This is a genomic window from Moraxella ovis (assembly GCF_900453105.1).
GTDB classification, from domain to species: domain Bacteria; phylum Pseudomonadota; class Gammaproteobacteria; order Pseudomonadales; family Moraxellaceae; genus Moraxella; species Moraxella ovis.
This window is the reverse complement of record NZ_UGPW01000001.1, coordinates 1,255,784-1,279,171: the sequence shown is the minus strand read 5'-3', so window position 1 is coordinate 1,279,171 and position 23,388 is coordinate 1,255,784. Positions and strand designations below refer to the sequence as shown.

The 23,388-nt window shown below is 46.0% G+C and carries 21 protein-coding genes and 2 tRNA genes; 18 read left to right on the top strand and 5 right to left on the bottom strand.

What is annotated here, in order from left to right; all coding sequences use genetic code 11:
• Positions 1-2: 2 nt before the first annotated feature.
• The 8 genes from DYD54_RS06115 to radA all read left to right on the top strand — a co-directional run bounded on the left by DYD54_RS06115 (position 3) and on the right by radA (position 6,313).
• Positions 3-278, top strand: a complete 276-nt coding sequence (locus DYD54_RS06115; RefSeq protein WP_063514172.1) for a hypothetical protein — start codon at positions 3-5, stop codon at positions 276-278.
• Complete coding sequence (gene ubiA, locus DYD54_RS06110) at positions 268-1,149, top strand: 4-hydroxybenzoate octaprenyltransferase (RefSeq protein WP_063514171.1); 882 nt, start codon at positions 268-270, stop codon at positions 1,147-1,149. Before DYD54_RS06115 ends, ubiA begins: the two co-directional genes overlap by 11 nt.
• Positions 1,150-1,374: 225 nt before the next feature.
• Positions 1,375-2,346 (top strand): KpsF/GutQ family sugar-phosphate isomerase, encoded by a 972-nt coding sequence (locus DYD54_RS06105; protein WP_063514995.1) that lies wholly within the window; start codon positions 1,375-1,377, stop codon positions 2,344-2,346.
• Positions 2,347-2,361: 15 nt separating this feature from the next.
• Positions 2,362-2,889 (top strand): KdsC family phosphatase, encoded by a 528-nt coding sequence (locus tag DYD54_RS06100; RefSeq protein ID WP_063514170.1) that lies wholly within the window; start codon positions 2,362-2,364, stop codon positions 2,887-2,889.
• 23 nt (positions 2,890-2,912) lie between these two features.
• On the top strand, positions 2,913-3,488 hold the full coding sequence (gene lptC, locus DYD54_RS06095; protein WP_063514169.1) for an LPS export ABC transporter periplasmic protein LptC: 576 nt from the start codon (positions 2,913-2,915) through the stop codon (positions 3,486-3,488).
• Between the two features lie 27 nt (positions 3,489-3,515).
• Entirely contained in the window at positions 3,516-4,046 is a 531-nt protein-coding gene (lptA, locus tag DYD54_RS06090) for a lipopolysaccharide transport periplasmic protein LptA (protein ID WP_063514168.1), read from the top strand.
• A 96-nt stretch (positions 4,047-4,142) separates the two neighbouring features.
• The gene (gene lptB / locus DYD54_RS06085; RefSeq protein WP_228703530.1) at positions 4,143-4,874 is read left to right on the top strand and encodes an LPS export ABC transporter ATP-binding protein; all 732 of its coding nucleotides are present in this window, start codon (positions 4,143-4,145) and stop codon (positions 4,872-4,874) included.
• Between the two features lie 23 nt (positions 4,875-4,897).
• The gene (gene radA, locus DYD54_RS06080; protein WP_063514166.1) at positions 4,898-6,313 is read left to right on the top strand and encodes a DNA repair protein RadA; all 1,416 of its coding nucleotides are present in this window, start codon (positions 4,898-4,900) and stop codon (positions 6,311-6,313) included.
• 76 nt (positions 6,314-6,389) lie between these two features.
• On the opposite strand, the gene DYD54_RS06075 is transcribed toward radA, so the two are convergent.
• Entirely contained in the window at positions 6,390-6,974 is a 585-nt protein-coding gene (locus tag DYD54_RS06075; protein ID WP_063514165.1) for a septal ring lytic transglycosylase RlpA family protein, read from the bottom strand.
• 683 nt (positions 6,975-7,657) lie between these two features.
• On the opposite strand from DYD54_RS06075, the gene DYD54_RS06070 reads away from it, so the two are divergent.
• Entirely contained in the window at positions 7,658-8,482 is an 825-nt protein-coding gene (locus tag DYD54_RS06070) for a D-Ala-D-Ala carboxypeptidase family metallohydrolase (RefSeq protein ID WP_228703529.1), read from the top strand.
• Positions 8,473-9,255: a hypothetical protein gene (locus tag DYD54_RS06065; protein WP_063514164.1), complete on the top strand. Its 783-nt coding sequence runs from the start codon at positions 8,473-8,475 to the stop codon at positions 9,253-9,255. The genes DYD54_RS06070 and DYD54_RS06065 overlap by 10 nt, the downstream gene beginning before the upstream one ends.
• Before the next feature lie 197 nt (positions 9,256-9,452).
• On the opposite strand, the gene DYD54_RS06060 is transcribed toward DYD54_RS06065, so the two are convergent.
• Together DYD54_RS06060 and DYD54_RS06055 are read right to left on the bottom strand one after the other, a co-directional pair.
• Positions 9,453-9,539, bottom strand: a tRNA-Leu gene (locus DYD54_RS06060).
• A 26-nt stretch (positions 9,540-9,565) separates the two neighbouring features.
• Positions 9,566-9,639 (bottom strand) — tRNA-Cys (locus DYD54_RS06055).
• Between the two features lie 482 nt (positions 9,640-10,121).
• Between DYD54_RS06055 and DYD54_RS06050 the strand changes: the two genes are divergently transcribed.
• Genes DYD54_RS06050 through DYD54_RS06040 form a run of 3 tightly spaced genes read left to right on the top strand, consistent with a single transcriptional unit; the run spans position 10,122 to position 16,306 of the window.
• Positions 10,122-11,522, top strand: coding sequence for an efflux RND transporter periplasmic adaptor subunit (locus DYD54_RS06050; RefSeq protein WP_063514993.1), 1,401 nt, complete (start codon positions 10,122-10,124; stop codon positions 11,520-11,522).
• Between the two features lie 8 nt (positions 11,523-11,530).
• Complete coding sequence (locus tag DYD54_RS06045) at positions 11,531-14,680, top strand: efflux RND transporter permease subunit (protein ID WP_063514163.1); 3,150 nt, start codon at positions 11,531-11,533, stop codon at positions 14,678-14,680.
• 9 nt (positions 14,681-14,689) lie between these two features.
• The gene (locus DYD54_RS06040) at positions 14,690-16,306 is read left to right on the top strand and encodes an efflux transporter outer membrane subunit (RefSeq protein WP_063514162.1); all 1,617 of its coding nucleotides are present in this window, start codon (positions 14,690-14,692) and stop codon (positions 16,304-16,306) included.
• Between the two features lie 63 nt (positions 16,307-16,369).
• Here DYD54_RS06040 and DYD54_RS06035 read toward each other — a convergent pair whose 3' ends face one another.
• Positions 16,370-16,822 carry a threonine/serine exporter family protein gene (locus DYD54_RS06035; RefSeq protein WP_063514161.1) on the bottom strand — a complete coding sequence of 151 codons (453 nt, stop codon included), beginning with the start codon at positions 16,820-16,822 and terminating at the stop codon, positions 16,370-16,372.
• 1 nt (position 16,823) lies between these two features.
• On the bottom strand, positions 16,824-17,660 hold the full coding sequence (locus DYD54_RS06030) for a threonine/serine exporter family protein (protein ID WP_063514160.1): 837 nt from the start codon (positions 17,658-17,660) through the stop codon (positions 16,824-16,826).
• Positions 17,661-17,829: 169 nt separating this feature from the next.
• On the opposite strand from DYD54_RS06030, the gene DYD54_RS06025 reads away from it, so the two are divergent.
• From DYD54_RS06025 to nrdB, 5 genes are all read left to right on the top strand, one after another.
• Positions 17,830-18,762: a branched-chain amino acid transaminase gene (locus tag DYD54_RS06025; RefSeq protein WP_063514159.1), complete on the top strand. Its 933-nt coding sequence runs from the start codon at positions 17,830-17,832 to the stop codon at positions 18,760-18,762.
• A gap of 148 nt (positions 18,763-18,910) precedes the next feature.
• Positions 18,911-20,152, top strand: coding sequence for an O-succinylhomoserine sulfhydrylase (locus DYD54_RS06020; protein ID WP_063514158.1), 1,242 nt, complete (start codon positions 18,911-18,913; stop codon positions 20,150-20,152).
• A gap of 106 nt (positions 20,153-20,258) precedes the next feature.
• A complete protein-coding gene (locus DYD54_RS06015) occupies positions 20,259-21,152 on the top strand; it encodes an SEL1-like repeat protein (RefSeq protein WP_063514157.1) in 894 nt (297 codons plus the stop codon).
• Between the two features lie 17 nt (positions 21,153-21,169).
• Complete coding sequence (locus tag DYD54_RS06010) at positions 21,170-22,051, top strand: EamA family transporter (protein WP_063514156.1); 882 nt, start codon at positions 21,170-21,172, stop codon at positions 22,049-22,051.
• Between the two features lie 157 nt (positions 22,052-22,208).
• Complete coding sequence (gene nrdB / locus DYD54_RS06005; protein WP_063514992.1) at positions 22,209-23,339, top strand: class Ia ribonucleoside-diphosphate reductase subunit beta; 1,131 nt, start codon at positions 22,209-22,211, stop codon at positions 23,337-23,339.
• Positions 23,340-23,388 lie beyond the last annotated feature (49 nt).

The following is a 23,388-nucleotide window of genomic DNA, read 5'->3' as shown; positions in this document are numbered from 1 at the left end:
CTATGCAATATGAATATCTGGTGCTAATCATTGTACTGATCATGGCGTGGCAGAATTTTTCGTTAAGACGTAAAATTAAACAGTTGTGGCAAGCGATGGATAAGAGCAAATATATAACGCGCTATCTTGAGATCGTGGCTCAGACGCGCGACCAAGCTGTGGCTGTCAAGCAGCTGCGCCGTGAATTTAGCGAGCTAAACCTGCTACAAGCGGTCGAAGTGAGTCAAATCGCACACAATCAGCCAATCAAAACCAAGAACCAAAAGCATGACTTTTAAAGACAAACTCATCGCTTGGCTTCAGTTGACCCGCTTTGATAAGCCTGTGGGCACGGAGTTGCTTCTTTACCCGACGCTGTGGGCGCTGTTCTTGGCCAATGCAGGATTACAAAGATTGCCAAGTATCGCTCATTTGGTGATTTTTATGCTTGGGGCGATATTCATGCGTGCGGCAGGCTGTGCGATTAATGATTTTGCTGATCGCAAGGTAGATGGTCAGGTTAAGCGTACCAAAGATCGACCTTTGGCGGATGGAAGGTTGTCTGCCAAGACGGCCGTGGTGACCTTTGTGGGTTTGGCTTTATTGTCGGCCTGTCTGCTTGTATTTTTGCCGTTGCAGGTATTTTATTGGTCGTTTGGGGCGGTAGCACTTGCTTTTATTTATCCATTCATGAAGCGTTATACGCATCTGCCCCAAGTTGTATTGGCGGCAGCGTTTGGCTGGGCGGTGCCGATGGCTTATGCTGCGACTTTAGGGTATGTGGATGGATGGGGCTGGCTGGTATTCGCTGCCTACATGTGCTGGACGGTGGCCTATGACACGCAGTATGCCATGTGCGACAGAGATGATGACCTAAAAATCGGGGTTAAATCAACAGCAATCTTGTTTGGTCGCTATGATGTGGCAATCACCATGTTGCTGCATTTGGCATTTGCGCTATTGATGGGCTTGGTCTTGCGGCATTATTTTGATAATTGGACGGGGTGGCTGTTGGTTTCACCATTGTTTGTAATGTTCGCTTATCAATATCGATTAATTAGGAATCGTGAGCGCATGGCGTGCTTTCATGCCTTTCGCCACAACGCATGGGTGGGGCGCTATGTTTTTGCGTTGGTGTTGATTTTGTGTATTTTTTATTTTGGTGGTTAATTCCTTCAAAGTTATAGGTATTTCTTTGTTATTATTTATAAATACCTTGTTGTATTTTTATGGATTTTTCGGGAAAGTGGGCTCATATCATTAGGAAAATTCATAACTTACGATCAAAATATGATATGATACATCCTTAAAATAACCGCGCTGTAGATGGTGCTGGATGATGTGAATGGACTGGTAATTTGCCAAGAGGATTTGGCTTGGTATTTATTATTTATTATGACGGATAAGATGAAGACTGATTTTATTGCTGATGCGGTGCAATCCATTCGCACAGAACAGAGTGCGCTTGATTTATTGATTGATGAGCTTGATGAGCGATTCATCTTGGCTTGCCAGACGATTTTGAATTGCAATGGGCGTGTGGTGGTTACAGGCATGGGTAAGTCTGGCCATATTGGACGCAAGATGGCAGCGACATTTGCATCGACTGGCACGCCGTCTTTTTTTGTGCATCCTGGTGAGGCGGGGCATGGTGATTTAGGCATGCTCGTCAAAGGCGATGTATTGATTGCCATCTCTAATTCAGGCGAGTCTGATGAGATTCGCACATTAATCCCTGTGGTTAAGCAGCTTAACATTCCGCTCATCAGCATCAGCCGTGATAAGCGCGGGTTTTTGCCGAAGTCTGCTGACATTGCGCTGACGCTGGGTAAGTCTGAGGAAGCCTGCCCACTTGGTTTGGCGCCGACATCCAGTACGACAGCAACCCTTGCACTGGGGGATGCGCTCGCGGTGGCATTGCTGCATGCGCGTGGATTTACCAGTAATGATTTTGCCTTGTCGCACCCAGCAGGTGCATTGGGTCGCAAGCTATTGACCCGTGTTCAAGATCTGATGCACGACCAGAATCTACCCGTCATCAATCAGGACGCCAGCCTGCATGATACGCTGCTTGTCATGACCAGTGGTCGCCTAGGACTTGCGGTAATCATTGATGATGCAGAAGATGTGGTTGGCGTTTTTACCGATGGTGACTTACGCCGCAGACTTGCTGAGCGCACGGATCTATCAGTAAAAATTGGCGACATCATGACGCGTACACCAAAACACACCACCAAAGAGACACGCGCCGCTGATGCATTATCCATCATGAATGAGTGCAGTATCGGGCAATTGTTGGTCTTGGATGGCGGTAAGTTACAAGGTGTTCTATCTATCCATGATGTGGTACAAGCAGGCGTTAGCTAAAAATCGGAAGAAGACATGACACAAGACATTATCACCCAAAAAGCTGCCAAAATCCGAATGTTGGCGATGGATGTCGATGGCATCTTGTCGGATGGGCAGATCATTTATAGCTCGAATCACGTGGAGACGAAAGCGTTCTATGTACAAGATGGTGTAGGATTGCAAGCACTCAAAGAAGTGGGCATTATCCTTGCCATCATCACGGGTCGCAGATCTCCCATGGTGGATCGTCGTGCATACGAGCTTGGGGTGCGCCATGTTATTCAAGGTCGCGATGATAAATTTACCGCGTTATCAAAGCTTGCTGCCGATCTGAATTTATCTTTGAATGAATGTGCATACATGGGCGATGACTTGCCAGACCTAAAGGCGATACGCGAAGCAGGGCTTGGCATGAGTGTACCAAATGGAGCGCCCATCGTTCAGCAGACGGCAGACTATGTAACCACGAAGGCTGGTGGGCATGGCGCAGTACGTGAAGTGTGTGAGCTTATTTTGCAGGCGCAAGGTAAGTACGATGCCTTTATCCAAAAATTTTTGTAGTCTAGTGTGATAGGCATTATTAAATGAATGTACGAATTTTAAGTGTACTTGGCGTAATGGTAATCATGGTTGCCGCTTGGTTTTTTTATCAAGAGGACCCAAAGATTGAACCTGCCGTACCCGACAAGCCTGACGTATCTTATGAAGTCACCGAGATCAAAGCCGTTCAGACGAATGAAGAGACGGGCGAGACTGAGTACACGTTAACTGCCGACTCTTTGGTGCAAAATGCCAGTGGCGAAGATGAGATGTTGGTCGCGGTGATGAATTGGCAGCCACCTGAAGGCGAGAAGTATATCATCGAAGCTAAAAGAGCTGTTCTTGAACAGTCAACAGGCGATATGGCGCTTTCTGATGGGTTTACTTTAACGCGTGAAGCGGTGGATAATAAACCCAAACTTGTCATCACGGGTAATAAACTATCGGGTAATACCAAATCGCGTATGCTCTCAAGCGATGAACCGCTGACTGTTGTCAATGGTGAAGATCGCTTTAAAGCTCAGGGTTTTAGTGCGAACCTACAAACAGGCGAATACGAATTTAGTAAGATTGAAGTGCTTTACAATTCTGCACCTAGACAGGACAAATCGTTGTTTTAATTTATATTTTTAAAATTTGAGAATACTATGTCAACTTTTAATGTTCTAAAAACTGCTTTGGCAATCGGCGTATTTGGATTACCTTTGGTTATCAGTAGCGCCAATGCGTTGCCATCAGACGCCAATCAACCAATTAGCCTACTGGCCGACCGTGCCACTTATGTGGAACGTACTGGCGTTACAACTTATTCGGGCAATGTCACCATTGAGCAGGGCAGCCTTAAGATCGCTGCTGATAACATCACGCTGAACTTAAGTAACGATCGTAAGATCAGCTCGGCGACTGCCACCGGCAGACCTGCTACCTTCCAGCAAGTCATCACCAAAGAAAAGGGTGTTGCTAAGGGTCAAGCCAATCGCATTGACTACAATACAGTCACTGGCATCGTAACCCTAACCGGCAATGCAAAGCTTACCCAAGCAGGTTCTAGTTTTGCAGGCAATACCATCCGTTACAGCCTAAAAGCTGGGGATGTTGAAGCGAATGCCGGCGGTGGTCAGCGTGTGGAGCTTGTTTTCCCACCAAGTGGCGGCAGCTCTCAGCAGGGCTTGCGCTGATGGTTGAATAGGGCGTTTTGCCCTATTTTGATTTTTGGGTATGGGGCATCTGTGTGATTGATGATGCTTTGAATGTCAAAACTTATAAGGAAAAACATGTCAAATACGACATTGAGCATGCGTCATTTGGGCAAGCGCTATGGTCAGCGCTGGGTTGTTAAAGACGTGTCATTTGAAGTGGAGCAAGGTCAAGTTGTTGGTATCTTGGGGCCAAATGGTGCCGGCAAAACAACCAGTTTTTATATGGTGGTCGGGCTTGTGCCGATGGATCGTGGTCAGGTAACGCTTGGCGAATTGGATTTGTCCAAAAAAAGCATGCATGAACGCGCCGCTCAAGGTATTGGTTACCTGCCACAAGAAGCATCGATTTTTCGTAAATTGACAATCGAGCAGAACATTCTGGCTGTGCTACAAATGCGCAAAGACCTGAACAAGGACCAGCAGTTGCAAGAGCTTGAGAAGTTAATGGCCGAGTTTAGCTTAGAGCACGTGCGCCAATCTCTCGGGATGAGCGTCTCTGGTGGTGAGCGTCGTCGTTGCGAGATAGCACGTGCTTTGGCAAGCAACCCTAAGTTTATTTTGCTTGATGAGCCATTTGCAGGTGTTGACCCGATCTCTGTTAGTGATATTAAAGACGTCATCAGCACCCTAAGAATGCGCGGCATTGGCGTGTTAATCACCGATCACAATGTGCGTGAGACCTTGTCCATTTGTGAAAAAGCTTACATCGTCTCAGAAGGCGCCATCATCGCAGAAGGCGCGCCCAATGACATCTTGGCGAATGAATTGGTGCAAAAAGTATACCTTGGTAAAGATTTCTTAGTTTAATCAAACTTGAATATTATAAATAAATGGCAAAAAAATCAACATCTTATGTCTGTCAATCCTGTGGTGCTCATTATGGCAAATGGTCAGGACAGTGTGCCGACTGCGGTGAATGGAATTCGCTGGTAGAGGCACTCGATGTCAGTATGCCACATCATAAAGCCACCAAAAAGACCATCGCATCCACGCCTAAAACTTCTAATTATGCAGGTGCGTTGTCGGGTGTCATGAGCCTTGATGAGGTGGGCGTTACTGTAGAGACTCGAATGCCGACAGGGATAGGGGAATTTGATCGAGTGCTTGGCGGGGGCTTGGTGGCAGGATCGGTTGTGCTGATTGGTGGCGATCCAGGCATTGGTAAATCTACGATCCTGCTACAGACTGCCACCAATATGGCGGCAAGTGATTCTCTGGCGGGATCGGCGCTATACATCACGGGTGAGGAGAGCTTATCTCAGGTTGCCATGCGTGCCAAGCGATTAGGACTGCCGACAGATCGCTTAAGAGTGCTTGCTGAGACCAATGTTGATACCATTTGTTTGGCTTTATCCACCGAACAGCCAGCCGTGGTAATCATTGATTCTATCCAGACATTATTTACCGATGCCATACAGTCGGCGCCTGGTGGCGTGGCTCAGATTCGTGAATCTGCAGCGATATTGACACGCTATGCCAAGCAGACGGGAACGGCGCTATTTTTGGTAGGTCATGTTACCAAGGAGGGTGCATTAGCAGGTCCGCGTGTGCTTGAACATATGGTTGATACGGTACTTTATTTTGAGGGGGAATCTGACAGTCGTTTTCGAATGATTCGCGCGGTAAAGAATCGCTTCGGTGCGGTGAATGAACTTGGTATCTTCGGTATGACAGATACAGGACTAAAAGAAGTCGCCAACCCTTCGGCGATATTCTTAAGTCGTTACGAACGACCGATTGCAGGCTCGGTGGTCATGGTAAGCCGAGAAGGAACTCGCCCGCTACTTGTTGAAGTTCAGGCACTGGTCGATGATTCGCACGCTCAGCCTAGGCGTATGGCGTTAGGTCTTGACCATCAAAGGTTATCCATGCTCCTTGCGGTCATGCATAGACATGGTGGCATTCACACAAGCGGACAAGATGTGTATGTAAACGTCGTGGGTGGCGTGAAGGTCGTGGAGACAGGTTCTGATCTTGCAGTGCTGTTGGCCTGTGCATCCAGCTTAAGAGAAAAGGCTCTGCCACCACGCTTGGCGGTTTTTGGAGAGGTGGGGCTATCAGGTGAGATTCGCCCTGTACCTAATGGGCAGGAAAGATTAAAAGAAGCGATGAAGCACGGATTCACACACGCCATCGTGCCTAAGGCCAATGCACCCAAATCTGACAGTTCGCAATTTAAAGGCATTCAGGTGATTGCTGTAGATCGATTGGATGATGCCATTGATAGAGCATTTGAGTTGATTTAGGTAGTATGGCCTTTACATGGTGAAAAAGACACAAATAAAAAACAGCTCCTAGGGCTGTTTTTTATTAAATGAAATATTAAGGTCCATCAACGCGCTCGATGATGACATTGCCTGTGCCACGTTGCGTGATGCCGATGGCTTGTGCTGCACCATAAGACAGATCAAGCACGCGATTACCATTAAAAGGACCGCGATCATTGACTTTTACGATGACGGACTTGCCATTGTCTTTATTAGTGACTCGAATATAGCAGTTAAGAGGCAGTGAACGATGGGCTGCGGTCATTGCGTTCATGTTAAAAGTCTCGCCACTGGCGGTTTTTTTGCCATGAAACTGACGGCCATACCAAGATGCCAGACCAGTTTGTTTGAATTTATTGACTGTGTTAGAAGCCACAGCAGTTAATTTTTCTAATACGGGCTCGTCTTGTTTAGCTGATGAGCCGGATTGAGTAATCAATGGACTGTTAAAGGTCAAAGAAGAAGGCTGACGAGCAGATTTGACCAAGCTTGGTGCGCCATTATGCTGACGAATCAATTCACCGAGCACTTGATCGATGTTGACAGCGCCTGTTTTGCTGTCGGCAGCAGTGGCAGTTACACTCATGGCTGCGCCAAGTGCGATGCTGGTGCCTAGCAAATACGTGCTAATGTTTTTCATAACTACCTCTTCTTTGGTGTTTGGTGAAGTCCCATCAGGCGATTTCACCGATGTCTATTAGATAGACATTTGTTATTAAAACATCTTAATAACATGGGGATGAACGCAGAAAAATTCAAGTCACTGTGATTTTAAACCATATGACAAACTGCATTCAATAATTTGATGTCTGATCAAAATGCCTTGCACTTTAACTAAACGATTTTGGTCATAAAAAGTATAACTTTCATTGTCTAAATCAATTGATAAACTGATAAAGCAATGCAGATTTATGGATGTTTTATATGGTAACACCATTTAGATAAATTACAAGCATATTAAAACCATTAAAATCATATACTTAACTAAAAATATCATTTATAAAGTCCATATTTGCAAGGTTTTTTGATTCAAAAATTGGTTATGTTGCGTTGTTATTGATTAAAATTACTGTCTAATAGGTTTAGATATTTTAAATATTTAATTATGATATTTTTATTAATAATAATTAAGATAAACTTAATAATTTTAATAATGCGATTTTATTTGTATCGAATAATGCGATAGCGATTTGTGGATTGGTGGAAAAATTGCTAAAATTACAAATGTAGCATGAGATTTTTTCGGATTAATGTTAAGATATTTTATAATAATCAATAGCTTTGGTGCTAATGATAATTGGCTAGGTTGATAAGATGATGACAATGAATAAAAAATTACAGGTAACAGCGGTGGTTATGATGGGGGTGTTTGGCTTGTCATCGTGCGCCCAAAAAACTGCACCCGTCAAAAAACCACAACCAACCAAAGTGTTATCAAAACCTAAACAGTCCAACAAGCAACCCGTGAAGACCGTCAATACAGTGGTTAAACCGCCTCAGATTAACATCATCCATCATCACGATGATCATGATGGGCATGCTCATGACATTATCAGGAATGTCGGAACGAAGGCAGATTTTGAGATGTGGCTACGCAGTCATCCCCATCAAAAATCTCAGGTTGAAGAATATAAGCAATTCCTTAAGAATCATATCGGTAAAAATTTGCCGCCGATGCACCAGCTACTGACGACGGCGCGTTCATGGCAGGAGTGTGGTTATGAGCCTTATGAAGTACCGCCCCGTGAGCTATGGGCGCAGATGCTGCCAACGATTAAGCTGTATAACGAACTTCGCGCTAAAGGCATCCTACCTGCCAATACCCATATCCGTTCAGTATATCGCAATCCTGACTTAAACCGTTGTGCTGGCGGTGCGCCCAGCAGTAAGCACATGACGAATGGTGCGATGGATATTTGGGTGCCTACTTATGATGCAGGCAGTCATGAATTATATCAACTGCAGAATCGTCTGTGCGAGTACTGGGTGTTTTATGGTGAATCGCATAATTTTGGTTTGGGATTATATGGCACAGGCGCCATTCATCTAGATACGCAAGGCTATCGAAAATGGGGTGCACAATTCTCCGAGTCTCATTCCATGTGCCGCTATACACTGCCTAAGCCTGGTGAGTTCACATGGCAATAACCAAATCATCCTTTGATGCATTGATACAACAGCGACATATCTTAAACCTTATCGGTATTCGCCAATGGGGGCAATTAAGCACGCCTGTCGCTCAGGTGGCAAGCTTAGCTGATAGGTTTATGAAGGATGCTAAGCGTTTCGATTCTAAGAACGATGATATACGTCAGGATCAAGCTGAGCCTAGCCCGCCATTAACCACGCCTGAAAATTCTGTGGTGGTAGATGATAATACGCAGATTACATCGGTTGTCCAAGAACTGAATAAGTCAATCAATAACACACAGCAATCTAAAAATCCTGCCCAAAGTGCACTTTCAAATATAGATGAGGTGAGTACCTCCCAATCCGCTGATTTATCATCGACTGCTATTTCATATGTGCTAGAAGGTATTCGTGTTGGTGAGTGGGTGCTCTTGGTGGATATGACTCTGATGGGTGATGAAGAGAAGCTGGTATGGGCATCGCTAAAGACGGCATTGTCAAAATGGGCGACAGAACGCAAAGCCTTTCTTTCGGTGGAGAGTATTCGTTATCCTATGAACGATGATCTGGAAAATTCGCCAGCGCTGGCTCAAAAGTGCCTTGATGGTTTTATTCTGCGATTACGAATGATGGGCGACATCACCAAATTCGATCAGGTAAAATTAGCCTTCCTAAGCGAGCTAAGTGATGGGGTGGATTATTTTGGTGAAGTGCAAACATTACCACAACTTTTGGTGATGCATCAAGACGGTAATGCTAAGAAACAGCTGTGGCAGTCGGTAACGGCTTAACCATCTTGAATTAAGGATGGGACCGACTTGGTTTTGTACTGTCAATTGTACTGTTATTTTAATGATATAAAGGCATGTGATAATTTTAATTATTGATTGGTTAATTTCCAACTTTCACTGAGAATAACCAATTAATTTAGGGCGTTTACTTTTATTTAGGCAATAAAAAAACTCTTGAATATTCAAGAGCTTAAAGATGGTGCCCGGGGCCGGACTCGAACCGGCACGCTATTGCTAGCGAGGGATTTTAAATCCCTTGTGTCTACCAATTTCACCACCCGGGCGGGTTGTTAATAATAACACTCAAAAATGGAGGCTGAGGTCGGAATCGAACCGGCGTACACGGAGTTGCAGTCCGCTGCATGACCACTCTGCCACCCAGCCATTATGTGCTTAATCGCATCGATTAAGTGGACGCTATGATATCAAATTTTTACAAAAAAGCAAGTGATTTTTTATAAAAATTTGCATTTTTTATATTTTTTGTCAAATGGCAGAGTGTGTGACGATAATTATGCATAAAAAATAGACGCTTGTTCACAATTTTTGGTAAAAATCAATCTATTTTTTTGGATGTGAAGTACATAAAAAGCTCATAAAATCAAGAATTTTAAAGTATAATAGTAAAATTTATTTAGTTTTATGGGTTTATCAAAACTGTTGGTTTGTTTTGAAATTGTCAAATACAAAAAACTCAATAAAACCATTAGGTTGAATAAGAGTGTTTATCGATGCTTTTATTCTGCGTGGTTTTAGGGTTTTGCTTTCTTGGGTGCTTGCTTGATGATTGGTTTTGCAACCATCTAAAAAATCAAATCCGTAAAACCCCATTTTCATTCTCTGATAAAACCAAAAATAAGGTGCTTATGAAATTAAATTTACGTGCAGCGACCATTGCTGCAGTATTTGCAGGCATGACACTGCTGGCTGCTTGTAATAAATCAGCCCAAGATGAGCAAGCGGCAGCACAGCAACAAATGCCGCCAACGGTCGTGGATGTTCAGACGGTAACGCTTAGTGCCATTCCTGTAGTGAAGTCTTTCTCGGGTCGTGTGACGGCAGTTGAGACATCTGAGGTTCGCCCGCAGGTGACGGGGATCGTTGATGAAGTGTTGTTCCGCGAAGGTGGGTTTGTACGTGCAGGTCAGCCTTTGTACCGTATCAACACGGATAACTATACCAGTGCGATTAATGCAGGTCGTGCAGCGATTGCCAATGCTGAAGCTTCTGCGCAAAATGCACGTGCAGCCCAAGCTCAAGCTCAAGCCAACCTAACCGCGCAGCAAGCAACTTTAGCCCAAGCGCGTGCTGACCTAGCCAGATTACAAGGCTTAGTTGAAGTTGATGCAGTATCAAGACAGTTTTATGATCAGGCGGTGACTGCTGTGCGTACGGCTGAGGCGAATGTCGAAGCTGCTAGAGCCACGGTCGCACAAGCCAAAGCGAGTGTCGGTAGTGCAGATTCTGCGATCAACAGCGCCAAAGCCAGCCTAAGCGCAAGCGAGCTAGACCTAAGCCGTACCATCGTACGCGCACCCATTAGCGGTAAAGTAGGTATCTCGGCAGTAACGAATGGTGCATTGGTGTCAGCCAATCAATCAAACGCCTTGGTAACCATCGCGCGCACCGATTATGTCTATGTAGACATCAGCCAATCATCCACAGAGATGCTACGCTTACGTCAGCAGATCGCCGAAGGTAAAGCGAGCCAAGGCGATCCAGAAGTGCAAATTGTCCTAGAAGACGGTAGCACATACCCAATCATCGGACGTCTGGCTCTGTCTGATGCGAGTGTCGATAAAGCGACTGGCGCGGTTAAGCTAAGAGCGGCATTCCCGAACCCTGATGGTGTCCTCATCCCTGGCATGTATGTTAATGCCAATCTTGCGCAGTCTATTATGAACAACGCTGTTCTGCTGCCACAGACTGCCATCACACGCACACCTAAAGGCGAAGCCCAAGTTTATGTCGTAAATAAAGACAAGAAAATCGAAGTTCGTCCAGTTGAAACTTCAGGTACCTTTAACGGTCAATGGGTGGTCAGCAGTGGATTACAAAATGGCGACCAAGTTGTCGTGATGGGCGGTGCTAAAGTTAAGCCTGACCAAGCAGTAGAAGTGCGTGCACTGCCACCAACGGGCGCAGCAGGCAATCAAGCGCAAAACGCTCAAGCGCCACAGCAGGCAGTTCAAAACAGCGTGGTAGCACCAAAAGATGAGTCAAGCGAACAGTCGCAAGCTGCTCAAGATACGCCTAAAGTACAGTAGGAGCGGTCATGTCTAAGTATTTTATTGAGCGCCCCATCTTTGCATGGGTGATCGCCATTTTGATCATGCTGGTGGGTATTATTGCGGTTCGCAGTCTGCCCATTGAGCAGTATCCGCAGATTGCACCGCCGACAGTTTCGGTGAGTGCTGTCTATCCTGGTGCTGATGCTGAGACGGTAGAAAACACAGTAACGCAAGTCATCGAGCAGCAGATGAAAGGTCTGGATGGTCTGATGTACATGTCATCAAGCTCATCAGCGAATGGCTTGGCCTTTGTTACGCTAACCTTTGAAAATGACGTAAATCCTGACACCGCGCAGGTACAAGTACAAAACAAGCTACAAGCAGCGACCAGTTCACTGCCAGCTGATGTACAGCGTCGAGGCGTGACGGTTAATAAGTCTAGCAGTAGCTTCTTGATGGTGGCATCATTCATCTCTGAAGATGGCAGCATGACACAGTCGGACATCGCTGACTATATTAACTCGAATGTGGTGGATAGTCTAAGCCGTGTTAATGGTGTGGGCTCGCTGAACGTGTTTGGCTCGCCTTATGCCATGCGTATATGGCTAGATCCTGCCAAGCTTTCTTCTTATGCGCTGATGCCATCTGATGTCTCAGCTGCGATTCAATCACAAAACGTGCAAGTATCAGCAGGTCAGCTTGCTAACCTACCAACAGACCTAGATCGTCAAGTGATTAACGCGACGGTGAGTGTGCAAAGCTTCCTGCAGACGCCAGAGCAATTCGGCAACATCCTAATTAAATCTGACCCTTCAGGCGCAAAAGTCTATCTACGAGACGTGGCGGATATTGAGCTGGGTTCAGAGAGTTATGCGGTAAAAACTCTCTATAATGGACAACAAGCTGCGGGTATGGGTATCATGCTCGCTTCTGGTGCCAATGCCCTTGAGGTGCGTGAAGCAGTACAGGAGCGTCTTGATGAGTTGTCACAAGGCTTTCCTAAAGGTCTAAAAATTGTTGTGCCTTACGACACCACACCATTTGTTAAGCTGTCTATTAAGCAAGTTGTTATGACGCTGCTTGAGGCGATTGTGCTGGTGTTCTTGGTTATGTTCTTGTTCTTGCAGAACTGGCGCGCGACCATCATCCCGACACTTGCGGTACCTGTTGTTATTCTAGGTACATTTGCGGTATTATTGCTATTTGGTTTTACCATTAACATCCTAACCATGTTTGCGATGGTGCTTGCCATCGGTCTGCTCGTCGATGATGCGATCGTTGTCGTGGAGAACGTGGAGCGTATCTTAGAAGAAGATCCAAACATCTCAGTCAAAGATGCCACCATCCAGTCGATGGGTGAGATCAGTAAAGTTGTTATCGGTATTGCACTGATTCTGTCAGTGGTATTCGTACCGATGATTTTCTTTGGTGGCTCGGCTGGTGTGATTTACCGTCAGTTTGCGGCAACACTGATCACCAGTATGTCATTGTCAGCAGTAATTGCGCTTATCTTCACACCTGCGCTGTGTGTGACCATCCTAAAACGCCAAGCGCACAAAGACATCCATACTCAAAAAGGCTTCTTCGGTTGGTTTAACCGTTTCTTCTTCAAGGCCAGCCGTAGCTATGAGAAATTCGTAGGTAACACCTTTAATGCCAAGTGGATCTTTGCGATCGTGTATGCTGCGGTTATCGCTGTGATGGCATTATTGTTCACGCGCTTACCATCATCATTCGTCCCAGAAGAAGACCAAGGTGTCTTGATGACATTGGTTCAGCTGCCTGCAGGTTCGACGCTTGATCAGACCGCAGAAGTGATGGAGAAGATCGGTGGTTATTTCCACGAACAAGAAAAAGACAATATCGAGTCGGTATTTACCATCTCTGGCTTTAGCTTTGGTGCCAGTGGTCAAAATGCCGGCTTGGCTTTCGTTAAACTAAAAGACTGGAGTGAGCGTACTTCAGATGAAAGCCTAGCTCAAGCAATCGCGGATCGCGCCATGGCATTGAATGTCATGATTCCAGAAGCGACGTTGGTATATCCGATTGCACCACCTGCGATCCAAGGCTTTGGTAACTCGAGTGGTTTCGATTTACAGCTTCAAGACATTGGTGGTGTGGGTCATGAGAAACTTCTAGAGGCCCGTAACATGCTTTTGGGCATGTCAGCCCAAAATGAAAATGTGGCAGGTGTACGTCCAAATGGTCAAGAGGATGCACCTAAGCTTAAAGTAAACATCAACCAAGAGCAGGCAGCTGCCTATAACCTAAATATGGCAACAGTGAATGGCGTTCTGGCTCAAGCCTTTGGTGGTAGCTACGTTAATGACTTCATTGATCGTGGCCGTATCAAGAAAGTATATATGCAAGGCGCTCCTGATAGCCGTGCCACACCTGAAGACATCAATAAGTGGTATGTGCGTAACAGCCAAGGTGAGATGATCAGCTTCAGCGCGTTCTCTAACAGTGAATGGCAATATGGCAGCCCTGGCCTTAACCGTTATAACGGTCTGTCATCACTGAACGTTCAGGGTTCTGCTGCGCCTGGTAAGAGTACGGGTGATGCCATGCTTGCCATGGAGCAGATGATCTCCCAGCTGCCTGAAGGTATCGGTTATGAGTGGACAGGTCTATCACTAGAAGAGCGTAAGACTGGCGGTCAGGCTTTGACACTATATGCGATCTCTATGGTTGTTGTATTCTTGTGTCTGGCAGCGCTATATGAGAGCTGGTCGGTACCATTCTCGGTGATGTTGGTTATTCCATTGGGTGTTATTGGTGCGGTTATCTTTACCATGCTTCGAGGCTTTGCTAACGACGTCTATCTACAGGTGGGCCTGCTCACGGTAATTGGTCTGTCCGCGAAGAATGCGATTTTGATTATTGAATTTGCCAAAGAGATTCAAGAGTCGGGGGCGAGTCTAAAAGATGCGGTCATGCAAGCAGCTCGAATGCGTCTGCGCCCGATTATTATGACGTCTCTTGCCTTTGGTATCGGTGTTGTGCCTTTGATGATTGCCACAGGCGCAGGATCTGGTAGCCAGAACGCAGTCGGTACGAGCGTGGTCGGCGGGGTAATCACAGCGACTTTCCTAGGCGTGTTCTTTATCCCGATGTTCTATGTGTGGGTGCGTTCAGTATTCCCATATAAGCCAAATCTTGCCAAACCCGTCGCTGTACGCGAACACGAGTAAGGAGAATTTATGAAAACAACCAAAACAGTTCGCCTGTTCACACTCTCAGCCCTAGTGCTGGGGGTATCGGCGTGTAGCACGATTCCAAAATCAGCCCAGACCATGGTGGCTCAGCCAAATTTGGCAGTGGATCAGGCTTACCAAGTGCTAGATCAACAGACCATCAGCGTGGCAGAAGCACCAAGCGTGGCATCGATGCGCTGGCAGGATTTCTATGCCGATCCCAAACTTAAGTCATTGATCGAACTTGGTCTGAACAACAACAAAGACCTACAAAAAGCTGTTCTGGCGATCCAAAGCTCGCGTGCTCAGTATCAGATTACCGAAGCTGACGGCATTCCAAAGCTGGGCGCATCTGGTGGTGCGACTCGTTCAGCATCGCCTGCCGATCGTAATGCCAGCAGTGGCTACAATGTCGGTCTTGCCATGTCTAGCTACGAGATTGATTTTTGGGGTAAAGTGGCGAACGCCAAAGACGCAGCGCTTTATAACTATCTTGCGACCAATTCAGCCAAAGACGCGGTGCAGATTTCTTTGATTTCCAACATCGCGCAAAGCTATGTCAATCTAAGCTATGCATTGGCTCAGCGTCAGCTTGCTGTTGAGACATTAAAGACTCGTGAGCATTCACTAGACATCACGAATAAGCGCTTTAAAGCGGGGATTGATGCACGCTCACCCAGCTTACAGGCAGAAGCGTCACTAGAAGCGGCGAAGTTGGCGATTTATCAAGCTGATACTGGCATTCTACAAGCGCGTAACGCACTACAGCTGCTACTTGGCGCACCAGTCCCTGATGGGCTGATGCCTGACATGGCGGTAGATAACATCACGACCCAGACGCTATTTAGCACAGGTCTTCCAAGCGAACTGCTGTACTATCGTCCTGACATCGTACAAGCGGAGCACGCATTAAAAGCAGCAGGCGCGAACATCAATGTGGCACGTGCTGCCTATTTCCCATCGATCAGACTGTCGGGTAATTTAGGATTCAGTTCATCTAGCCTAAGTAATCTGCTAGAGTCGAGCGCTTTTGCTTGGTCTGTTGGCCCTTCGATTAATCTACCAATCTTTGATGCAGGTGTTCGACGTGCTAATTACGAAGTGGCAGAAGTCGCCCAAAAGAGCGCATTAGTCACCTACGAAAAAGCCATTCAGACCGCCTTTAAAGAAGTAGGTGATGTGTTGGCAAGCCGTGCTACGCTTGGCAGACAGCTAGAATCTCAGTATAAGCTTCAGAATAATTATCAACAAACCTATCAAATCGCCCATGCGCGTTTCCGCTCAGGTTTGGATGATTATCTAAGCGTGCTAGATGCGGAGCGCTCATTATTCGCCAATCAGCAAAACATCCTAAACTTAGAATTACAAAAAATCCTAAGTCAGATTCAGCTGTATCAAGCATTAGGTGGCGGCGCAACATTAACTGCTGAACAGATCGCCAGCCTACAAAAGCAGCGTGAAGCGATGCGTACGGCTGAACTTGCGACCAAAGAGCAGCTTACGACTGTGAGTGCGGATGCGGCCGATGCTGGTGTCGAGATCGTACAGCCTGCACCTGCGACATTGAATGTGATCGAGCCTGCTAATGCTGATGGTATTTCAACACCTATCAGTATTCAATAATGATCTGACAATAAAAAACGCTCATCCAATGGTGAGCGTTTTTTATTTGCTGCTGGGGTAATTTTAGACGATTGGCTTTCTGCGATAAAATAAAATACCAGGGATGGATAGGCCCAATACCAAGGCAGAAATCACAAATATCGTTTCAAAAAAATAACTCATCATCACGACAAATAAACTCATATCAAAGCCAAAGTAACCAATCTGCACCATACTAACCATTGCCTTATAGGCGGGAATACCAGGCATGAGGCAGATGACGCTAGGGACGATGAGCGCCTTGGGGGGTAGGCGAAATTGTTGGGCGAACCGTACACCCAAGAAACTTGCAAGCATCGAGCCAAAAAATGTCGACACCGCCAAGTGAACGCCCATATTTACCATGATGCTCTTAGCACCAAAACCAAGCGCGGTCATGATAAGACAATAGATAATATAGCGACTTGGTAGCGTGAACATTAAGCACCAGCCTAGAGTGATGACGCATGATAATAGCATGTCAGAGATTAGCCACATATTATATTCCCCAGTGCGGTATCTGTAGCAAAATAAGCGCAATCACAATACCTACGCACGCCGATAATGTCAGCATCGTTGCGAACATCCATCGTCCCACACCCATATTGATATATCCTTTTAACATGTCGGACAGAGCGTTGATAATAGGAAAGCTCGGCACAAGCAAAAGCACGCTGGCAGCGACCGCAATGTCAGCATGATGGCCTAGTGCCACGATCTGCGATGAATCCAAGAAATACGCCGTTGCCCCGAGCAACGTCGCCACGAATGCCGTAATAATAACCACCACAAACGGGTTGAAATGATGCGCGGACAAATACACGCGCATTCGCATCGCGCAGAACCCCGCCACCAATGTAATGGCTGAGATGATGAGATTACCACTATTTAAATAAGCAAAGCAGGCACAAGATAGCCCAACGAATAATGACATCAGATTATTGGGATAAGTGGTGCGATTAATGTCATCAAAACGTGATTCGATGTCATCGATGAGTGCGTCATCTTTGGTGGCGGATTCGGCATATAGCACGATTTGCTGGATTTGAACTAGAATGCTGACGTTAATGCCTTGATGTACGGTATTGCGGGCGGTGGTGATGCAGCGTCCATTGTATAAGGTGGTTAGGGTCACCGCATTAAATGACAGCGCACATTCAACCCCACCAACCCCAAGCGCCACACCAAGACGCTTAGTTAGATTGACCACGACTGCTGATTCTCCGCCATACTGCATAAATAGCAGGGCGCAGCGTACACATAGCCTGGTGATGCGCTGCTGCTCTTCGTGAGAGATGTAGGGCAATCGGCGTGGGGTGTTTTCGCTGCTGGACATGGGTAGAATAAGAGCTGTATAAATTTTGACATATTGTAAAGCCAATCATCAAAAAAATCACCACAATTACACCAAAAATTTCAACAAATCATTGCAAAAGCCTTAAACGGTGCTATAATCACGCGATAGTTTTCACTTTTTGTAAATCCCAAAATATAAGGAATAACTTATGAATATGGCAACCCAACAAGGCAAATTATGGCTTGATGGCGAACTCGTTGATCAGCCTGAAGCGAAAGTTCACGTATTGACGCACAGCTTGCATTATGGTTTGGCGGTGTTCGAAGGTGTGCGTGCGTATGAGACGCCAGACGGTCGCACTGCGATCTTTCGTCTAAAAGAGCACACCGAGCGTCTATTAAATTCTGCTAAGATTTTCCAATTAAACGTGCCTTATAGCCATGCAGAGCTAGCACAAGCCCAAAAAGATGTCGTCCGTCAAAATGGCTTGGCAAGTGCTTACATTCGTCCGTTAATCTGGGTGGGTTCAGAGAAGCTTGGCATCGCCGCCAAGGATAACAGCATTCATGCAGCAGTGGCTGCGTGGCATTGGGGTGCATATCTTGGTGAAGATGGCATCAATAACGGCATCCGCGCCAAGACATCTAGCTATACCCATCACCATCCTAACGTCACCATGTGTAAAGCCAAAGCCGCTGCCAACTATCCTGTGTCTATCTTGGCTAACCAAGAAGCGACCAAGGCGGGCTATGATGAAGCGATCTTGATGGATCCGCAAGGCTATGTGTGTCAAGGCTCGGGTGAGAATTTGTTCTTGGTAAAAAATGGCGAGCTACATACGCCCGACTTGGCAGGCGGTGCGCTTGATGGCATCACTCGCCGCACCATCATTGAATTTGCCAACGATCTTGGTATTAAGGTGATTGAGCGTCGCATCACTCGTGATGAATTCTATCTGGCTGATGAGATCTTCATGACGGGTACCGCAGCCGAAGTTACCCCGATTCGTGAATACGATGATCGCGTTATTGGTGATGGCTCTCGCGGCCCGATCACCGAGAAGCTACAAACCTTGTATTTTGATGTGGTTCAAGGCCGCAACGAGAAATACAAGCATTGGCTGACCTTTGTTGATGCTTAATACATATAATCAAAAAGACGGCTTAGGTCGTCTTTTTTATTTTGGGATATAAGTTTGATACCTAATTAAAATTCTAATTTAGAAAAACTACACCCGTTATTTTGTGGTATCATAATGCAAATTTATCAAACAATAAAAAGGCGCAATCATGACAAAACCAATCTTAGATGATAACTGGCAATCCGATGCCTTAGACCCTGCTTTGGGGTTTTTTAGTCAGACCTTGGCGGTGCGCGGTGGCTATCATCGTACGGACGAGGGTGAGCATGGTGAGGCGATTTTTACCACCAGCAGTTATGTGTATAAATCTGCCAAAGATGCTGCTGATCATTTTGATGGCACGAAGAAGGGCAACGTCTATAGCCGCCACACCAATCCTACCGTTCGTGCCTTTGAAAGACGTCTGGCGTTGCTTGAAGGTGGTGAGCGCTGTGTCGCTACCGCAAGTGGTATGGGTGCGATTTTGACGATGTGCTTAGCCTATCTTAAGGCGGGCGATCATTTGTTATGTGCTAAGCAGTTGTTTGGTTCCTCTGTTGCGCTATTTGATACTTATTTTAAGGCGTTTGGTGTCTCTGTCAGTTATGTGGATTGTTTTGACAATGACGCATGGGAGAATGCCATTCAGCCTAATACTCGCGTGCTATACTGTGAGAGTCCTTCTAACCCGCTGGCGCAGATTGCTGATTTGTCGTTTTTGGCGAATCTTGCTCATCAAAATGATGCGCTGCTGATCGTGGATAACTGCTTTGCCACGCCAGCCATCCAAAAGCCGCTAGAGCTGGGCGCGGATGTTGTTATCCATTCTGCCAGTAAATACATCGACGGTCAGGGTCGTGTGATTGGTGGGGCGTTGGTAGGCTCTGATGAACTTATGGAGAAGGCATTCGGCGTGGTGCGTACCGGTGGTATCAGTCTGTCGCCATTTAATGCGTGGGTGCTATTAAAGGGGCTTGAGACGTTAAACTTGCGTATGAGAGCGCATTGTGAGAATGCCAATCAAGTCGCTGCGTTTTTATCAAATCATCCCAATGTTGCCAAAGTACACTTCTCAGGGCTTCATGACCACCCAAGCCATGAACTTGCCAAGAGTCAGCATCAACATCTAGATGTAAAAGGCGGCGCATTCGGGGCGATTATTGGCTTTGAGGTTCGTGATAAGGACAGCGCTTGGCAGGTAATCGACAGCACCCAAGTCATCAGCATCACCAATAACTTAGGCGATGCTAAGTCCACCATTACACATCCAGCCAGTACGACGCATTTTCGCATGACGCCTGAGCAGCGATTGGAGGCGGGCGTGACCGATGGGCTTATTCGATTGTCGGTAGGGCTTGAAGATGCCAAAGACATTATCAACGACCTAAAGCGTGGGCTGGATGCTTTGTAATGTTGTTGTGTGATTTTAAAAACCAAGTCCATTTGGATTTGGTTTTTATTGGTAAATTGACAAGGTTTTCAAGTATAATAAGGTACTTTTATCATCAGAGTTCGCCATGAGTTTTTTAACCAAATTATTCAAAAAATCCAACGAAAACGATTCTATCGCTGAATACAGAAAGCCATCTGTTGATGATGTTAGCCAAGACATGGCGCGCGCGCAAGCTCTGTACGATGAGGCGACCGAGCATTATCAAGCAGGTGATTATGAAGAGGCGGCGACTTTGCTGTTAGAATCAGCGTCGCTGGGTCTTGCCGATGCCCAGCGCAGTCTTGGTGTGATGCACTGTCAGGGCTTAGGGGTGCGCCAAGATTACGAAAAAGGTCATGAACTTCTAAAAAAATCAGCCGAGCAAGGCAACATTAAGGCATGTCATAATCTGGGCGTCATGTATTACCATGGGTTTGGTGTCAAGCAGAGCCATGAAGGGGCATTTGCTTGGTATAAGCAAGCTGCCGATCACGATTATGCTGAGTCTTGTCATAACATCGCACTGATGTATGAATATGGCGTGGGTGTGGCAGCAGATGAAGATGAAGCGGTAAAATGGCACAAAAAAGCAGGCGATCTAGGGGTGAGTCTGTCGTATCTGAATTTGGGTAATCTGTACTGTGTAGGGCGCGGCGTTCCGCAAGATTATACCGAGGCTATAGAATGCTTCAAAAAAGCAGCGGCAGGAGATATTCCAGAAGCCATGTACAATCTGGCTGTGCACTATCAACGTGGTGAGGGCGTCGCGCAGGATCTGACAGTGGGGTTTGATTATTTCTTACAAGCTGCCAATGCTGACTTTGCGCCTGCCATGCATCAAGTGGCGCTTTGCTATCTAGATGGTAAAGGCGTATCAAAATCAACCGATGAAGCCAAGCTGTGGCTACAAAAAGCCGCCCAAAAAGATCACGAGCCAGCCACAGAATTGCTCAATAAATTAACAGCATCACAAGAATAATTATTAAGGGTGATGATATGAATGCTAGGGATTGGCTGATCGCTGTGGGTGTTGTGTTTGCTTGGGGTATTAATTTCATGTTCATGAAATTTGCCTTGATGGACATCTCGCCCATGGTGCTTGGATTGCTTCGATTTGCCTTTTTGCTTTTCCCTGTCATTTTCTTTTTTAAGCGCCCAGATGTGCCTTGGCGCTGGCTTATTTTGTATGGATTGACCATTAGTTTTGGACAATTTGCCTTTATGTTCTTGGCGTTATCGATGGATGTGACGACAGGGCTGGCTGCACTACTGCACCAAAGTCAGGTTTTCATGACAGTACTGCTGGTTGCGATCATGTTCAAAGAAGCTGTACTAAGATACCACCTGATCGCCATGATAGCAGCAGCTGTCGGATTGGCGTTAATCGGTGTTGGGCAGTATCAAGGCAACTCGCCTTTGGTTGGTCTGTGGGTGGTGTTGGCGGCATCATTCTCTTGGGCGGTGGGTAATATTGTCGTCAAAAAACTGGGCGCGGTTAATCCGTTATCATTGGTAGTGTGGGGCAATATCTCGGCATTGGGTGCTTTTGCTGTCGGTTCATTGTGGTTATATGGCATAGATGGTTTGAGTGCGCAGGTTCAGAATCTGACTTGGGGCGGCTGGGCGAGTGTGCTGTATCTGGCTTATGCCGCCAGCCTATTGGGGTATGCAGGTTGGGGTTACCTACTCTCTAAGCATCCCGCCAGCCAGGTTACCCCTTTGGTATTACTCGTGCCCGTGATTGCGCTGTTGGTGGGTTTTGTATTCCTGTCAGAGAAGCTTAATTTTTGGCATTGGTTAGGTGTGATCGTTGTCATGTTGGCGCTGATGGTGCATGTCTTTGGCGCTCGTCGCTTATTCAATTCATCATCTAAATAAGAGTAATTATTAAAAAAATATACGCGCTGGCCAAATTTGTGGTACAATGACCGCAAATTTACACTATATCGTGTGTAAATTTCCAAATATCATACTATATATTGATTTAAGTCAGCTTTTATATAAATCAACAACAACGACTTTGGGAAATATTACCATGCATTATTCTATCTTTTGCCAAACAAAAAATGATGTCCTAAAAGAACCCATGTTCTTTGGTCAGCCTGTCAATGTGTCACGCTACGACCAACAAAAACACCCGATTTTTGAGCAGTTAATCGAAAAACAGCTGTCGTTCTTTTGGCGACCTGAGGAGATTGATGTGTCGCGTGATCGCATCGACTTTGCTGACTTATCAGTGCATGAGCAACACATTTTTTTGTCAAATCTAAAATACCAAACGCTGCTTGACAGTATCCAAGGTCGTAGCCCGAACGTGGTGCTGTTGCCGTTGGTGTCTATCCCTGAGCTTGAGACTTGGATCGAGACTTGGTCGTTTAGCGAGACGATTCACAGCCGCAGTTACACACATATCATCCGTAACGTGGTGAATGATCCGAGTAAGATTTTTGATGACATCATCGAAAATGAGCACATTCTAGAGCGTGCCAGTGACATCGCGCGATATTATGACGATCTGCATCGCGCTGCACAGTTGTATGACTTGCACGGTGAGGGTACTTATACCGTATGCGGTGAGACGGTGGAGGTATCCTTAAAAGACCTTAAGAAAAAGCTGTACCTGTGCATTGTGGCGGTGAATGTCCTTGAAGCGATTCGTTTCTATGTGTCGTTTGCTTGCTCGTTTGCGTTCGCTGAGCGCAAAGTCATGGAGGGTAATGCTAAGATCATTAAGATGATCGCTCGTGATGAGGCTTTGCATCTAAATGGCACACAGCACATGATTAACCTGATGCGCTCTGGTCGTGACGATCCTGAGATGCTTGAGATCGCAAAGTCTTGTGAAGACGAAGCAATTGATATCTTTAGAAGTGCTGCCGAACAAGAAAAAGCATGGGCGGAATATCTGTTCAAAGACGGTTCAATGATTGGACTTAACAAAGACATCCTGTGCCAATATGTCGAATTCATCACGAACACACGCATGGCGGCGATTGGCTTGCCTGCGATCTTTGAGACCAAGTCGAATCCGATTCCATGGATTAACGCGTGGCTGTCATCTGATAATGTGCAGGTAGCACCACAAGAGACAGAGATTACCACTTATTTGGTTGGTCAGATTGATTCTGATCTGGATGATGTGGATTTGGATGATTTTGAATTATAAATTAATACTTAAACCGTCAAGCTGCTTGGCGGTTTAAAAATCGATAAAG